Genomic DNA, 14,621 nt, shown 5'->3' on the forward strand with positions numbered 1-14,621 from the left:
GCGACAATCACAGTCTTGGCCGGAGCCTGTCGCGACCCAGACCTTCTCTCTCGACGTCTTCAGCCTCAAAAGCCAATAGCGCAACAGGCCCCTTGTGGGAGAGGGTGGCTCGCCGCGAAGCGGCGAGACGGGTGAGGGGTATGTGTCCGCGACTACTCCTCTTCGAGCTCGCGGAGAGCCACCCCTCATCCGGCGCTTCGCGCCACCTTCTCCCACAAGGGGAGAAGGGAAGAGCGTTCCACCCTGCGGATTTAAGCCGCCTTCGCCGCGCTCCCACCCGGCAATCCCGCCCGGGCGAGGCCGCCGTAGAGCTGCTCATTCGGCATTTCCTCGCGCAGGATCCTGCGCACCGCGATCAATTTCTCCAAATCGATGCCGGTCGCAAAGCCCTTGCTCTCGCACAGGAACACGAGATCCTCGAACACGACATTGCCGGTCGCGCCGGGAGCGAAGGGGCAGCCGCCGAGGCCGCCGAGCGAGCCGTCGAGGATACGCGCGCCTTCGTCGAGCGCCGCGGCCGCGTTCGCGATGCCCATGCCGCGGGTGTCGTGGAGATGGATGCAGATCGGCTTTGACCCCGCGAGCTTCACCGCGGCGCGCGTCAGCTCCGCCACCTGCTTCGGCCCGGCATAGCCGACGGTGTCGGCGATGCCGACGAAATCGACACCGGCCTCCAGGCATTTGTCGACCAGCCGCAGCACTTCTGCAGGGTCGACCGCCCCGGTGATCGAGCAGCCCAGCGCCATCGAGATCGCCGCGTTGACCAGCGGCTTGTGGCTGGTGCCATCGCGCATCTCGCACAGGCGTTTCAGATTGGCGATCGCGGACTCGCGCGAGCGGTGCGCATTGGCCTGGCTGTGCTCTTCCGTTGCCGAGACCACGGAGGCGATTTCGCCGACGCCGGATTCCAGCGCCTCGTTCACGCCGCGTTCGTTGAGCGCAAGCGCGATGCCATGCGCGCCGGACAATGAAGCGACGGTCGCGACGACATCACGAACATCGACGAATTGCGGAAACGTCTTCGCCGGCAGGAACGAGCCGACCTCGAAATGCCGCACACCGGCGGCATATTCCTCGCGCACCCAGCGTTGCTTGGCGTCGGTCGACGGAATTTTCTTCACGAGCTGGAGCCCGTCGCGCAGGCCGACTTCGCGCAGGCTGACGCGTTCTGCGGGGTAAATCTCCTGAATCCGGCTCATGCGCGCCTCCCTGTTGTTTTTGACGTGGCGTCTTCATTTTCGGTGTTGATCTCGGCGCGAACGGTCGCGGTGTCGCCCCCGAGCGGCGCGACCCTCAGGCCTTCGCCGATATGGCTGCCGTTCCACTCGATCGGCAGCGCCGGCACCCGGAACGGCTTGCCGTCGGCGGTGACATTGTTGACGAGGCCGCCCGGCCGCAGCACATGCGGATCGGTGAAGAGATCCTCGGGCCGGTTGATCGGAGAAAAGCAGATGTTGAGCGCATCGAGCCTCTGCGACAGTCTTGCCACGTCCCACTGCCTGATGATCCCGGCCGCGCGCGGAATGATCCGCCCACGCGCCAGAATGCGATCGGTCGTGGTGCGCAAGGCGGGATCATCGAGGAATTCAGTCAGGCCGAACTCGCGGCAAAAGCTCTGCCAATGGCCTTCGGTGACGACGCCGATGAAGATGCGCTCGCCGCCGGCGGTCTCGAAGATGTCGTAGATTGGCCAGGCATGCTCGCGCTCCGGCATCGAGCGCGGCTTGTTGCCGGTCATCTCGTATTCGACCATGTGCTGGGCGACCAGGAACAGGCAGTTCTCGAACAGGCCGATGCGGATGTCGGCACCGTCACGTTGTCCCCCGCGCTTCTGATAGAGCGCCGCGAGGATCGCAATCACGCCGAACATGCCGCCCATGATGTCGTTGGCGGACGAGCCGACACGCTGGGGCTTTTCGCTGGTGCCGGTCATGGCGGCAAGCCCCGCCATCATCTGCACGACCTCGTCGAGCGCGGGCCGGTGCTCGTAGGGACCGGAGAGGAAACCCTTGTGGCCGGCGATGATCAGCTCCGGATGCCGGCGGCGCAGTTCGTCGGCGCCAAGCCCCTGCTTCGCGAGCTGGCCGTCGCGAAAATTCTCCAGGAACACGTCGGCCGTCGCCAGCAGCCGGTGCATGGTGTCGAGATCCTCAGGCTTCTCGAAATCCAGCACCACGCTGCGCTTGCCGCGGTTGAACAACGGGAAGAAGGCGGTGCCCATGCCTCCCAGGCTCCGGGTCTTGTCGCCCGCGGGCGGCTCGACCTTGATCACGTCGGCTCCGAGCTGCGCCAGGATCATGCCGCAGGTCGGGCCCATGACCATGTGGGTCATCTCGATGACGCGCACGCCTGCAAGCGGCAATCCGGCTTCGGCCATGCGTCTCTCCCTCTCGGTTCGGTGTTTGAAGACTAGGCCTTCACAAGCCTTCTGAAAAATATAATCTGTCGAAGATTGCCTTCGTGCTTCTAGAACGCTTGATCGCCCAATGGATTCGCGCCAGCTCCGCTATTTCATCGCCGTCTACGAGCAGCGGAACCTGTCGCGGGCGGCCGACCAGATCAATGTCGCGCAGTCGGCGCTGAGCCATCATATCTCGAACCTGGAGGCGGAATTCGCAACGCCGCTGTTCGAGCGCAAGCCGCGCGGCATGGAGCCGACGGCAGCCGGCGAGCGGCTCTATGAACACGCCCGCATCATCCTGCGCGCAATGGTGGAGGCCGAGACCGAGGTTCGCGAAGGCGCCCGGGTCATTGCCGGCGACATCTCCATCGGCATGGCCAATTCCGGCGTCAAGGCGATCGGCGTCGAGCTGATGCGCACGGTGCTCACCAAATATCCCAAGCTCAAGCTGTCGCTCACCGAGAGCCTGTCGGGCGCGACGCTGATGCACCTGATGATCTCCAGCGTCGATCTGGCGCTGGTCTACAATCCGCCGTCGGAGAAAGAGCTGATTACGGAACCAGTGCTCGAAGAGGAGATGTTCCTCGTCGGCATTCCGAAGCTGGTCGGCAAGGGCAAGACCCCGATCCGCTTCGAGGAGCTGAGCCGGCTGCCGCTGATCCTGCTTCGCTATGGCCTCGGCCTGTCTTCGCGCGCGCTGCTCGACGATCCGGTCCTGCTCAAGCGGCTGGAAGGCAGCGCCATCCTGCACGCCAATTCGATCACAGGCATGACCGGCGCGCTGGTGGAGGGGTTGGGCTGCACCATCGCGACAAAGCTTTTCGCTCGGGAAGAGCTGGCGGCCGGCCGCCTGGTCGCACGCAAGGTGATCGATCCGAAGCTGACCCGCACGCTCTATCTCTGCCGTCTGCGCAACCGCCCGATGACCTACGCCATGGAAGAGATGAGGCGGCTGATGCTGGCATTGATCGCCGAGCAGGTGCGTAGCGGCGGCTGGCAGGCAGAGCTGGCGGGATAGCGCCGACCGGCTGTCCTGCCTCTCATCGCCCGAGTTCGAAAATCTCGAACGCTCCCATCGATATGTTCTTCTGGATTTCCGTCCTTGACCGGCCAACATGGCGCGGTCCGGCAGAGTTCACGACAAACGACAGAGATGAGCCGCCGGGAACAGCGCGCAATCCGCGCTTCACGGGGAGGATATCATGAGCGTCGTCGGCATCGACACGGGCATCGAACTCGGCACCGCATCCGCAGCACCGGACGAGATCTCGCGGCGGCTCGAGGCCATGCCGGCCACCGCCTATGTCTGGCGCCTCGTCATCCTGCTCTCGCTCGGCGGCTGTTTCGAGATCTACGATTTGTTCCTCACCGGCTACATCGCGCCGGGGCTGAACCGCAGCGGGCTCCTGACCACGACGACGCAGGCCTTCTTCGGCTTCTCCGGCATCGGCGCCTTCGTCGCCGCGACCTTTGCCGGCCTGTTCGTCGGCACCTTCTTCCTCGGCTTTCTCGCCGACCGTTTTGGGCGCCGCGCGATCTTCACCTACGCGTTGCTCGGCTACACCGCGGCCTCCGTGATCATGGCCTGCCAGACCTCCTCGGAGGGCCTGTTGTTGTGGCGCTTCTTCGCCGGCATCGGCATCGGTGTCGAAGTCATCACCATCGATGCCTACATCACCGAACTGGTGCCGAGCCGAATCCGCGGCCGCGCCTTCGCGGTGAATCAGTCGATCATGTTCATCGCGGTGCCCGTCGTCGCAGCGCTGGCCTGGTGGCTGGTGCCGCTGACGCCCTACGGCATCGATGGCTGGCGCTGGGTGGTGCTGATCGGGGCGGCCGCCAGCATGATCGTCTGGGTGCTGCGGCTATTCCTGCCCGAAAGCCCGCTCTGGCTGGCGCGCCATGGCCGCGGTGAGGAGGCCTATCGCATCCTGGCCAAGCTGGAAGCCGCCGCCGGAAACACTGTTGCGGCGCGCCCTGCGCCGTCGTCCGCGCGGCCGGCAGCACACTCGGTCGCGGAAATCGGCTTCGCCGACCTGTTCCGCCCGCCTTTTCTCTCGCTCGTCATCCTCTTCATGGTGTTCAACCTTTGCCAGGCCTTCGGCTTCTACGGCTTCGCCAACTGGGTGCCGACGCTGCTGGTCGAGAAGGGCATCACCGTCACCAAGAGCCTGCAATATGCCTTCATCGTCGCTTTCGCCTATCCGATCGCGCCGCTGCTGGCCTCAAGCTTCGCCGACAGGTTCGAACGACGGTGGATCATTGCGGGGGCGTGCGTCGCCATCATCGTCTTCGGCATGGCGTTCGCGCAACTGACCGGGCCCGTGCTGCTGATCGTCTGCGGCGTGCTGCTGACGGCCTGCAACACGACGATGTCCTATGCCTATCACGCCTATCAGACCGAGGTGTTTCCGACCCAGATCCGGGCGCGCGCCTCCGGCCTCGTCTATTCGATGAGCCGGCTGAGCGCGACGTTCTCGGGCTTCATCGTCGCCTACATGCTGAAGGAAGCCGGCGTCACCGGCGTGTTCGGCCTGATCACCGCGGCGATGTTGATCGTGGTGATCGCCATGGCGCTGTTTGGCCCGAACGTGCGCGGCAAGCCGCTGGACGTGGTGTAGCTGAGTTCGTCGTTGCGAGCGCAGCGACTTGTCCGCTGAAGCTTTAGCGAAGGCGGAAGCAATCCAGTCTGTCTCCGCGGAGAGACTCTGGATTGCTTCGTCGCAAGGGCTCCTCGCAATGACGGAGGAGGGAGCCTTCCTCAGCTTACGCCGCCAGCAAATTCTGCAATGCCGCACCATCGGGGACGCCGAGGCCGGTACAGGGATCCCAGCCGGAGCCGGCCTTGTACATGCCGTGCAAATCGCCGGTGATGTCGTTGTTGCCGGCCGTGATGTCGCGGAAGGCGCCTTGCGCGTGCGAGGCGTAGATCAGCGGGTTGATGAAGCCGACGGTCTTGCCGAATTTCTTCATCGTGGCCTCGTTGATGCGGGCGATCAATCCGGCCATCAGCGGGGCCACCGCGCTGGTGCCGCCGATCGTGGTGCCAACGCCATTGAGGAAGATCTGATAACCGGTGGCGGGATCGGCATCGCCGGCGACGTCAGGGACGCCGCGTCCGCTCCGATGCGCCGGCGATTTCGGCACGTGCGCGTGGGCCTGGTATTTCGGCTGCGCGAACATGACGCTGACGCCGCCACCGCCCGCGCCGCCCCGCGGCCCGCCATTCCAGACCACCTCGTTGATGTGGCCGTTTGTCGCCTTGAGATTGGTGCCGCCGCAGGCAAGCGCGAAGGGGCTCGAGGCCGGGAAATCTGCATGCGGCTTGCCGTCCCAATCTTCGCCCATGTCGGCCGAGCCATTGTCGCCCGAGGCAACACAGACGGTGACGCCCATCGCCGCGGCATCGCGGATCGCCTCGTTGAGGCCGTCGACGAACTGCTGCGAGCCCTCCTGGTCTTCCGGTCCGCCCCAGCTGATCGAGATCACCGAGGGTTTTCGCGCGGCGTTGTGGACGGCGGCCTTGACCGCGTCGATGAAGCCGTTGGTGGTGTTCGGCGCGAAATAGACCACGATCTTGGCACCCGGCGCGATGGCGCCGGCGACCTCGATGTCGAGCACGACCTCGCCGTCCGCATCGGAATGGCCTGGCTTGTTAGCGCCGCCGTCGACGCTCGCGGGCGCGATCTTCGGCATCGGGATGCCCGCCTTCTCGAAGAAGGTGCGCAGGTCCGAGGTCTTGTAGCCGGCACCGGTCGGATGGCCCTTCTGGTCGATATCGTTGAGCTCGATGATGGCGATGCACTGGCCGGCTCCGGTCTCGCCGCCCGGGAAGTTGTAGAGCTCTGCGATCTGCTCGACAGAGAAGCTGCCGCCCTCCTCGTGGCGCAGGAGATGGGCGACAAGGCGCCGCGCTGGCTCGCGATCCGCAACGTCTCCGACCCGCAGATCAAGGCCGAGGGTACCCTGAAGCAGCAGGAGCAGATCGCGGCTCAGATCTACAAGGGTTTTGGTTGATGGAGCACCGTCTGCAGCGCCATCACCTGCTGGGCCAGTATCGCGGCGGAGCCTTGAGCCGCAGCCGGAGCAAGGTCAGCCTCCCTTGCCGAAGTGGCCCGGGGTGTCTACCTCTCGCGGGTGATTTCGTGAGAGGTACTCCCATGCTGGATGCCGCCGTCAAGGCGCTGTCGCAAATGATCTCGCCGCCGATGCGCTCGATCCTGTGGCGGTCGATCGGCGTCGCACTGGTGCTGATCATCGTGCTGGCGATCGGCTTGCAGCGGCTCCTGAGCTGGTTTGCGACCTATGGCGAGGCCTGGCTGGAAGGCCTGCTCGGTCCGGGCTGGCACTCATCGCTCGAGGTGTTGTCCTGGATCATTTCGATCGCCGCGGGCTTCGGCGTTGTGTTCGGGGCTGTGTTCCTGATGCCCGCGATCACCTCGCTGGTGGCGAGCCTGTTCGTGGACGACGTCGCCGACATTGTCGAGCGCGAGCATTATCCGGCGGAGCGGCCGGGCGTCGCGCTGCCGTTCAGCCAGGCGATCTACGAGGGCGTCAAGACCGCGCTGCTGACGATCCTGGTCTATCTGGTCGCGCTGCCGCTGGTGCTTTTCGCCGGCGCCGGTTTCCTGGTCTTCTTCCTCGCCACGGCCTGGCTGCTCGGCCGCGAATATTTCGAGCTCGCGGCGATGCGGTTTCGCTCGCCGGAGGAAGCCAAGGCGATGCGGCGCGACAATGCCGCGACCATCTTCACCGCGGGCCTGTTCATCGCAGCCTTCGTCTCGATCCCGATCGTCAATCTGGCGACGCCGATCTTCGCCATGGCCTTCATGGTCCACATGCATAAGCGGCTCTCAGGCCCGCGGCCCGAGCTGATCGAGCCGGCGCGACAGATGCGGTGACGGTGACTACTTCAGCGACACCCCGCATCTGCGCAACAGCATCCTGGCAAAGCCGAACGGCGCCGGGGTGAATGGGCCGGGCGGGGCACGGGTAACAAGCGCGACGACGCCGAGCGCGGCCATCGCGACCCAGAAGCACAGCCAGAAGCCGTCAATATAAGCGAGCACATTGGCCTCGCGCTGGACCAAGCTCGCGAGCGTCCCGACCGCGCGTGCCTGTGCCGAGCCCGTACCATGGGCCGCGAAATGGTCGGCGAGCTGTTTCAGCATGCGAACCACATCGACGTCGCCGACGCCGAGATTCTGGCCGAGATAGAAGGAATGGATCTGCTCACGGACGCGCAGCCACGTCCCCATCACCGCGACGCCGATCTCGGCGCCCCCGAGCCGCATGATCTGGATATAGGCAGCAAACGAGGTCGCGCGGCTCGGATCGGAATTGGACAGCAGCGTGATGATCAGCGGCAGCAAGGTCAGCGACTGCCCGATCGCCTGGAGCAGCACGATGCCGGCGAAATCCTCGCGTGCCCAATCATGGCTGAGCTGCGTGCCCCAGAGATTGGCCGCGGCGAAGCAGGCAAATCCCACGATCACCACCGTCCGCGTATCGAAATGCCGCAGCAGCCAGATCGAGAGCGGCACCAGCACGAACATCGGCAACGCGCCGTAGGTGAGCAGCAGCAAGCCACTCTGCTCCGGCCTGAGCAGGGCGATGTTGGCGAGGAAATTCGGCACCAGCGACGCGTTGGACAGGCTGGTCAGCGTGTAGAGCAGGATCAACACCAGCCCCAGGCCGATATTGCGCGAGAACAAGACGTTCACATGGGCCCAGGGCTGTCGCACCAAGGCCTCGTTGACGAGGAAGCCCGCGACCAGCACCGCGCCGGCAGTGATCAACGCCATCACCGTCCCCGATCCCAGCCAGTCCAGCCGATTGCCCTGGTCGAGCCCGGCATAGATCATCGAGACGCCGGCACCGAGCAGCAGCATGCCGCCCCAATCGGCCTCGCGCAGCAAAGCGCGGTTCACCGGCTCGTTCGGCGTGCCCCAATAGACCATCAGGCCCATCAGCGGCGCGATCAGGACACTCTGCCAGTACAGCCATTGCCAGCCGAGATGGTCGACATAGAAGCCGACCAGCGAGCTCGAGGTATCAAGCGCGAAGCCGACGCGGATCGAATAGATCGAGATCGCCGGGAGCCACCAGCGGATCGGCAAATTGCGGAACACGATCATCAGCGTCGCCGGCACGAAGGTGCCGAGCAGGAGACCATGCACGACGCTGAGCGCGAGCAATGTCGGATAATCGTGCACGAACGGGATGATCAGCGAGACCGCGGCATAGACGAGGCTCGGGATACCGAGCACGCGGCGCAGGCCGAACACGGTGGCAAGCCAGGCCACCGCGGGCGCGATGAAGATCTGCGAGCCGATGCCTGCTGTGGAGAGCCAGGCGCCCTCGTCGAACGAGAGCGAGAACGCGCCGCGCAGGTCCGGCAGGCCAATTGTGGTCAGCCGGCTGTCGAAATTGGCGAGGAACGAGCCGAGCAGCACCGCCGCCACCGCAAACAGCGGCTGTGGTGCGACGCCGCCGCGCGAGAGCGGTCCGCGACTGGAATCGTCATTTTCCGCCATTGCCGGCCTTGGTGTCGATGCTGGTGACGACCGACATGCCCGGCACCAGCCGCGCCAGCAGCGGCTGGTTGTCGTCGAGCTGGATGCGCACGGGAATGCGCTGCACGACTTTGGTGAAGTTACCGGTTGCGTTGTCCGGCGGCAGCAGCGCGACCTGCGCGCCGGTCGCGGGCGCAATGCGCTCGACCCTGCCGCGCAGCTTCTCGCGCGGGAAACTGTCGACAGTGATCTCGACTGGCTGGCCCGGTGCGACGTGGGTCAGCTGGGTCTCCTTGTAGTTCGCGATCACGTAGACCTTCGGCAACGGCACAACGTTGATGAGATTGGTGCCGATGTTGACGTAGTCGCCAGGCTGGACCTGCCGCTCGCCGACGACGCCGTCGAACGGTGCCGATATCTTGGTGTAGCCGAGCTTGAGCTTCGCACTCGCCAGTGTTGCCTTGGTCGCTTCGAGATCGGCGGCGCGCTGCTTCCTGGTGCCTTGCAGCACCTCGAGCTGGTGCTGCTGGGCCGCGATCACGGCGCGGCTCGCGCGCACATCGGCCTGCGCCTTGGCATAGCCTGCGACCGCCTGCTCGAACCGCTGCCGCGTGCCGGATTCGGTCTGCGACAGCGACTGCTGGCGCTCCTGCTCCTGCCGCGCCTCGACCTCCACGGCTTCGGCCGAGAGCCGCGCGGCCTGCGCCTGCGCGATCGTCGCATATTGCAGCTCGATCTGATTGGCCAGATTGTCGAGCACGGCTTGCGCGGCGGCGACCGCCGCTTCGGACTGCGCGACTTGCGCCTCATAGTCGGCAGGATCGATCTGGATCAGGAGATCGCCGACCTTGACGCGCTGGAAATCGGTGACCCCGACGGTCAGCACTTCGCCGGAGACGCGACTGGCAAGCCGCGTCAGCTCGGCGCGCACATAGGCGTCGTTGGTGGTCTGGACCGCCGAATTGCCGACCCATTCGTCGAAGCGCTGCGTTGCCAGCGCGACGAAGCCGAGCGCGACGATCACCGCGAACAGCGGAATCGCGAGCCGGCTCCACAGTGAACTCGCTGGTCGCTGCGTTGGCTTCGGTGGCGGCGCCGGTGTAGCAGCAGGTGGTGACGGCGAGATTTGTTCCTGCTGACTCACGCTAGACTCCAAAAACCACTTTCCCGAACGCTATTTTCAGACCGTCTTTTCCGGCCACCGGCAGAGATCGTTGATCAGGCAAACCTCGCAACGCGGCTTGCGCGCGATGCAAGTATAGCGGCCATGCAGGATCAGCCAATGATGGGCATGCAGCATGAACTCGGCCGGGATCACCTTTTCGAGACCGAGCTCGACCTCCAGCGGCGTCTTGCCCGGCGCAAGTCCGGTCCGGTTGCCGACGCGGAAGACATGCGTGTCGACCGCCATCGTGTGCTCGCCGTAGGCCATGTTGAGCACGACATTGGCGGTCTTGCGCCCGGCGCCCGGCAGCGACTCGATCCCGGCGCGCGTGCGCGGCACCTCGCCGCCGAATTCGCTGAGCAGCTTCGCGGACAGCGCACTGACGTTCCTGGCCTTGGTGCGGTAGAGGCCGATGGTCTTGATGTACTCACGCAGGCGCTCTTCGCCGAGGTCGAGCATCTTCTGCGGCGTGTCGGCGATCGCAAACAGCGCGCGCGTCGCCTTGTTGACGCCGGCGTCAGTCGCCTGTGCCGACAGCACCACGGCGACCAGCAGCGTGAACGGATTGACGTGCTCGAGCTCGCCTTTCGGCTCCGGGTTGGCCTTGCGGAAACGGCTGAAGACCTCGTGCACCTCGGGCGGCGTCCAGGGTTTCATGGCCTTGAGGGATTTCTTGCCGGGGGCCTTGGGCTTCGCGGCGGCCGCCTTCGCCTTTTTCTTCGGCACGGACGTTTTGCGCGGGGCCGGCTTGCGGGTGATTTTCGCCATGATCGGGATATACTGAGGGACGATGAGCACAGGCAATGAAATTGAGCGCGAACGATCGGGAAGCGAGGCCGAGCCTCAGATCTTTTCCGCGCGCCTGACGCCGCACCGCTCGCTGAACCGCACCGGCTTCCTCGCGGTGATGCTGTTCCTGAGCGCCGTCAGCTTCGTCACCGGCCTCGTCTTCCTTATGATGGGCGCGTGGCCGGTGTTCGGTTTCTTCGGCCTCGATGTGCTGGTGATCTGGTGGGCCTTCAAGGCCAATTTCCGCGCGGCGCGGGCCAGCGAGGAGATCGTGGTCACGCCATCTGAATTACGCGTGCGGCGCATCAGCCAGCACGGCCAAATCGTCGAGTGGACCTTCAATCCGCTCTGGGTCCGGCTAGACATGGAAATCGACGAGGATTTTGGCATCGAGCACCTCTATCTGATCTCGCGAGGTCACCAGATCCAGATCGCCCGCTTCCTCGGACCGGATGAAAAAGCAAGTTTTTACAAGGGTTTGGTTGAGGCATTAAATGCCGCCAGGCGCGGTCCGACCTACAATCCGGTGACCTGATTTGCGGATCGGAAATCGGGTGGTTTCGCACCCTGCCCTCTCCTACATTTGTGGCCATGATGACACTCGCGATACATGACCAGCGCCTGGCCGGGCCGGGCTCCCAGAACGCCGCCTTGCGCGACTATGATTCCGTGCGCCGGGCGATCGCCTTCATTTCGGAAAACTGGCGCGCGCAGCCGACCATCGAGGCGATGGCGGATGCGGCCGGCGTCACCCCGGACGAACTGCACCATTTGTTCCGCCGCTGGGCCTCGATCACGCCGAAGGCGTTTATGCAGGCGCTCACGCTCGATCACGCCAAGGGCTTGCTCAGGGATTCCGCGAGCATCCTCGATGCGGCGCTCGACTCGGGCCTGTCGGGTCCGGGGCGCTTGCACGATCTCTTCGTCACGCACGAAGCGATGTCGCCGGGCGAATGGAAGAACGGCGGCGCGGGGCTGATCTTGCGCTATGGCTTTCATCACTCGCCGTTCGGCACTGCGATCGTGATCGCGACCGATCGCGGATTGTCGGGACTTGCTTTCGCCGATCCCGGTGAGGAAAAGGTGGCGCTTGCCGATATGACGCGGCGATGGCGGAACGCAACTTACGTCGAGGATCACGAAGGCACCGCACCGCTGGCGCAGCGCATCTTCGACACAAAGCTCTGGCGGCCGGACCAGCCGCTGCGCGTGGTGATGATCGGCACCGATTTCGAGGTCCGGGTGTGGGAGACGTTGCTGAAGATCCCGATGGGCCGCGCGGTGTCCTATTCGGACATCGCCTGCAACATCAACAGCCCGAAAGCCTCACGCGCCGTCGGCGCTGCCGTCGGCAAGAACCCGGTGTCCTTTGTCGTGCCCTGCCACCGCGCGCTCGGCAAGAGCGGCACACTCACCGGCTACCACTGGGGCATCACTCGCAAGCAAGCGATGCTGGGCTGGGAGGCCGGGCAGCTGGGGATGCAGTAAGACTGTCATCGGCAAAGTTTCGTAGGGTGGGCAAAGGCGCGCACTTCGCGCGCCGTGCCCACCATCGTTCCGCAATCGCTGCTGCATGGTGGGCACGCTACGCTTTGCCCACCCTACAATTCTGCGTGCTTAGCGCGGCCTAGCCGCCCCTCATCTTTACCCCGCCAGATCCAGCTTCGAGGCCACCGTCGAATCCGCATTGAGGCGGTAGATGATCGGCACGCCGGTGGCGAGCTCGCGCTTCAAAATGCCTTCGGGCGAGAGCTTTTCCAGCACCATGATCAGCGCGCGCAGCGAATTGCCGTGGGCGGCGACCAATGTGCGCTTCCCGTTGAGCACGCCGGGCAGGATCTCCTGCACGTAATAGGGCAATGCGCGCGCGAGCGTGTCCTTCAGGCTTTCACCGCCGGGCGGTGGCACGTCGTAGGAGCGGCGCCAGATCAGCACCTGGTCCTCGCCCCATTTCTTGCGGGCGTCGTCCTTGTTGAGCCCCGAGAGATCGCCATAGTCGCGCTCGTTCAGCGCGAGGTTCTTCGTCGTCGGCAGGCCCTTCTGGTCGAGCTCGCCGAGAATGAGATCGAGCGTGTGCTGTGCGCGCGTCAACACCGAGGTGTAGGCGACGTCGAACACGAGTCCCTGCGCCTTCAGCTTGCGGCCGGCTTCCGAGGCTTCCTTCACGCCGAGCTCGGTGAGATCAGGGTCCTTCCAGCCCGTGAACAGGTTCTTCAGATTCCATTCGCTCTGACCGTGCCGCACCAGCACGAGAAGACGTTCGCTCATTGATTGCTTTCCGTTTAGTTTAAATGTCAGACAGACCGAGCACGTCGGCCATGGAATAGTGCCCCGGCTTCTTGCCGTGCGCCCAGAGCGCGGCCTTCAGCGCGCCGTGGGCGAACAGCATGCGATCCTCCGCGTGATGCGACAGCGTCAGCCGCTCGAACGGGCCGAGGAAGCTCACGCTGTGATCGCCGGCCGCGGTGCCGCCGCGCAACGACGCAAAGCCGATATCGCCGGGCTTGCGCGCGCCGGTGATGCCGTCGCGGCCGCGATCTGCATGCTCGTCGAGCGCGATGCCGCGGCCGGTCGCCGCCGCCTGGCCCAGCATCAGCGCCGTGCCCGAGGGCGCGTCGATCTTCATGCGGTGATGGGTTTCGACGATCTCGATGTCGAAGCTCTCGTCGAGCGCCTTGGCGACGCGCTTGACCACGGCGGCGAGCAGATTGACACCCAGGCTCATATTGCCGGACTGCACCACGACGGCGCGGTTGGTGACGCTCTTGATCACGGCGTTGTCGGAGCCCGATAGGCCGGTCGTTCCGACCACGTGCACGAGGCCGCGTTCGGCGGCGATCGCGACATTGGCGAGGGTCGCGGCGGGCACGGTGAAGTCCAGAATGCCGTCGGCGTCCTTCGACAACGCCCAGAGATCGCCGGAGAGTTTGATGCCGTTGGCCGGCAGGCCTGCGAGCACGCCGGCATCCTTGCCCAGCAGCTCCGATCCCGGCGCCTCCAGCGCGCCCGCCAGCACCGCGCCTTTGGTCTCGGCAATCGCCCGCGTCAGCGCCCGGCCCATCCGGCCGCCGGCTCCAGCAACGATCAAGCGCATGTCGGACATGGTGCGATCCTCTCACGGTCGTTGTAGCGGGGGGACGCAGTTCCGGCAACCAAGGGGGATTGGGGGCAGGCGGGCTTCCACCCTCCCCTGGAGCGCGGTCGCTTGCGGCCATCCTTCGAGACGCCCGCCTACGGCGGGCCCTCAGGATGAGGTTGGAATCCGTGGCAACAAATTCGACGGGCGCCGATACTGCTTAGCCTCATCCTGAGGAGACCGCGGAGCGGTCGTCTCGAAGGACGAGGCGCGCGCAGACCCAGCCTCAGCCGTCCGACGGCTGCGGGCCGTCATAGCCCTCGATGATGATGAGGTCGGCGACGGAGTGCGGCTGGCGCACCTTGATGTTGGCCTGGTATTCCGGCGAGTTGTAGCAGGCGATCGCGGTCTCGTAGTCCGGGAATTCGATCACGACGTTGCGGGTGCGGCTGGCGCCTTCGACCGTGGTGAACTTGCCCGCGCGGACGACGAAGCGGCCACCCCATTTCTTGAAGATCGGACCATTGGCGACGGCATAGGGCTTGTAGCCCTCGTCACTGCTCACGTCGACGCGTCCGATCCAGTAGCCTTTTGCCATTGTTCTTCTCCCTGTGTTGTTGGGCTTCTATTTGAGCATGATCTGATCGGAAAACCGCTGCACACTTTGCGCTAACG

At 65.0% G+C, this 14,621-nt stretch carries 15 protein-coding genes; 6 read left to right on the plus strand and 9 right to left on the minus strand.

What is annotated here, in order from left to right:
• Positions 1-251 precede the first annotated feature (251 nt).
• Positions 252-1,199 carry a hydroxymethylglutaryl-CoA lyase gene (locus ABIB91_RS37715; protein WP_354171957.1) on the minus strand — a complete coding sequence of 316 codons (948 nt, stop codon included), beginning with the start codon at positions 1,197-1,199 and terminating at the stop codon, positions 252-254.
• Positions 1,196-2,377: a CoA transferase gene (locus ABIB91_RS37720; RefSeq protein ID WP_354171959.1), complete on the minus strand. Its 1,182-nt coding sequence runs from the start codon at positions 2,375-2,377 to the stop codon at positions 1,196-1,198. Before ABIB91_RS37720 ends, ABIB91_RS37715 begins: the two co-directional genes overlap by 4 nt.
• A 109-nt stretch (positions 2,378-2,486) precedes the next feature.
• Between ABIB91_RS37720 and ABIB91_RS37725 the strand changes: the two genes are divergently transcribed.
• Together ABIB91_RS37725 and ABIB91_RS37730 are read left to right on the plus strand one after the other, a co-directional pair.
• Positions 2,487-3,419 carry a LysR family transcriptional regulator gene (locus tag ABIB91_RS37725; RefSeq protein WP_354171961.1) on the plus strand — a complete coding sequence of 311 codons (933 nt, stop codon included), beginning with the start codon at positions 2,487-2,489 and terminating at the stop codon, positions 3,417-3,419.
• Positions 3,420-3,603: 184 nt separating this feature from the next.
• Positions 3,604-5,022 (plus strand): MFS transporter, encoded by a 1,419-nt coding sequence (locus tag ABIB91_RS37730; protein WP_354171963.1) that lies wholly within the window; start codon positions 3,604-3,606, stop codon positions 5,020-5,022.
• Between the two features lie 145 nt (positions 5,023-5,167).
• Here ABIB91_RS37730 and ABIB91_RS37735 read toward each other — a convergent pair whose 3' ends face one another.
• Positions 5,168-6,097, minus strand: coding sequence for a S53 family peptidase (locus ABIB91_RS37735; protein WP_354171965.1), 930 nt, complete (start codon positions 6,095-6,097; stop codon positions 5,168-5,170).
• Between the two features lie 63 nt (positions 6,098-6,160).
• On the opposite strand from ABIB91_RS37735, the gene ABIB91_RS37740 reads away from it, so the two are divergent.
• Both ABIB91_RS37740 and ABIB91_RS37745 read left to right on the plus strand, forming a co-directional pair.
• Positions 6,161-6,418, plus strand: a complete 258-nt coding sequence (locus ABIB91_RS37740; RefSeq protein ID WP_354171967.1) for a hypothetical protein — start codon at positions 6,161-6,163, stop codon at positions 6,416-6,418.
• Between the two features lie 143 nt (positions 6,419-6,561).
• Complete coding sequence (locus tag ABIB91_RS37745; RefSeq protein ID WP_354171969.1) at positions 6,562-7,302, plus strand: sulfate transporter family protein; 741 nt, start codon at positions 6,562-6,564, stop codon at positions 7,300-7,302.
• A gap of 6 nt (positions 7,303-7,308) precedes the next feature.
• On the opposite strand, the gene ABIB91_RS37750 is transcribed toward ABIB91_RS37745, so the two are convergent.
• The 3 genes from ABIB91_RS37750 to nth are packed head-to-tail and all read right to left on the minus strand — an operon-like array spanning position 7,309 to position 10,849.
• The gene (locus ABIB91_RS37750) at positions 7,309-8,937 is read right to left on the minus strand and encodes an MFS transporter (RefSeq protein WP_354171971.1); all 1,629 of its coding nucleotides are present in this window, start codon (positions 8,935-8,937) and stop codon (positions 7,309-7,311) included.
• On the minus strand, positions 8,924-10,060 hold the full coding sequence (locus tag ABIB91_RS37755; protein WP_354171973.1) for an HlyD family secretion protein: 1,137 nt from the start codon (positions 10,058-10,060) through the stop codon (positions 8,924-8,926). The genes ABIB91_RS37750 and ABIB91_RS37755 overlap by 14 nt, the downstream gene beginning before the upstream one ends.
• 36 nt (positions 10,061-10,096) lie before the next feature.
• Positions 10,097-10,849, minus strand: a complete 753-nt coding sequence (gene nth / locus ABIB91_RS37760) for an endonuclease III (RefSeq protein WP_354171975.1) — start codon at positions 10,847-10,849, stop codon at positions 10,097-10,099.
• A gap of 22 nt (positions 10,850-10,871) precedes the next feature.
• Here nth and ABIB91_RS37765 point away from each other — a divergent pair, with 22 nt between their 5' ends.
• Complete coding sequence (locus tag ABIB91_RS37765) at positions 10,872-11,405, plus strand: DUF2244 domain-containing protein (protein WP_354171977.1); 534 nt, start codon at positions 10,872-10,874, stop codon at positions 11,403-11,405.
• A gap of 56 nt (positions 11,406-11,461) precedes the next feature.
• Positions 11,462-12,358: a methylated-DNA--[protein]-cysteine S-methyltransferase gene (locus ABIB91_RS37770; RefSeq protein ID WP_354171979.1), complete on the plus strand. Its 897-nt coding sequence runs from the start codon at positions 11,462-11,464 to the stop codon at positions 12,356-12,358.
• A gap of 156 nt (positions 12,359-12,514) precedes the next feature.
• Here ABIB91_RS37770 and ABIB91_RS37775 read toward each other — a convergent pair whose 3' ends face one another.
• The 3 genes from ABIB91_RS37775 to ABIB91_RS37785 form a co-directional block, all read right to left on the minus strand.
• Positions 12,515-13,138, minus strand: coding sequence for a 2,3-bisphosphoglycerate-dependent phosphoglycerate mutase (locus ABIB91_RS37775; protein WP_007598504.1), 624 nt, complete (start codon positions 13,136-13,138; stop codon positions 12,515-12,517).
• A gap of 19 nt (positions 13,139-13,157) precedes the next feature.
• Entirely contained in the window at positions 13,158-13,973 is an 816-nt protein-coding gene (dapB, locus tag ABIB91_RS37780) for a 4-hydroxy-tetrahydrodipicolinate reductase (protein ID WP_354171982.1), read from the minus strand.
• Between the two features lie 259 nt (positions 13,974-14,232).
• Entirely contained in the window at positions 14,233-14,544 is a 312-nt protein-coding gene (locus ABIB91_RS37785) for a DUF1330 domain-containing protein (protein ID WP_027566211.1), read from the minus strand.
• Positions 14,545-14,621 lie beyond the last annotated feature (77 nt).

The organism is Bradyrhizobium sp. JR4.3 (genome assembly GCF_040547695.1).
Classification (GTDB): domain Bacteria; phylum Pseudomonadota; class Alphaproteobacteria; order Rhizobiales; family Xanthobacteraceae; genus Bradyrhizobium; species Bradyrhizobium canariense.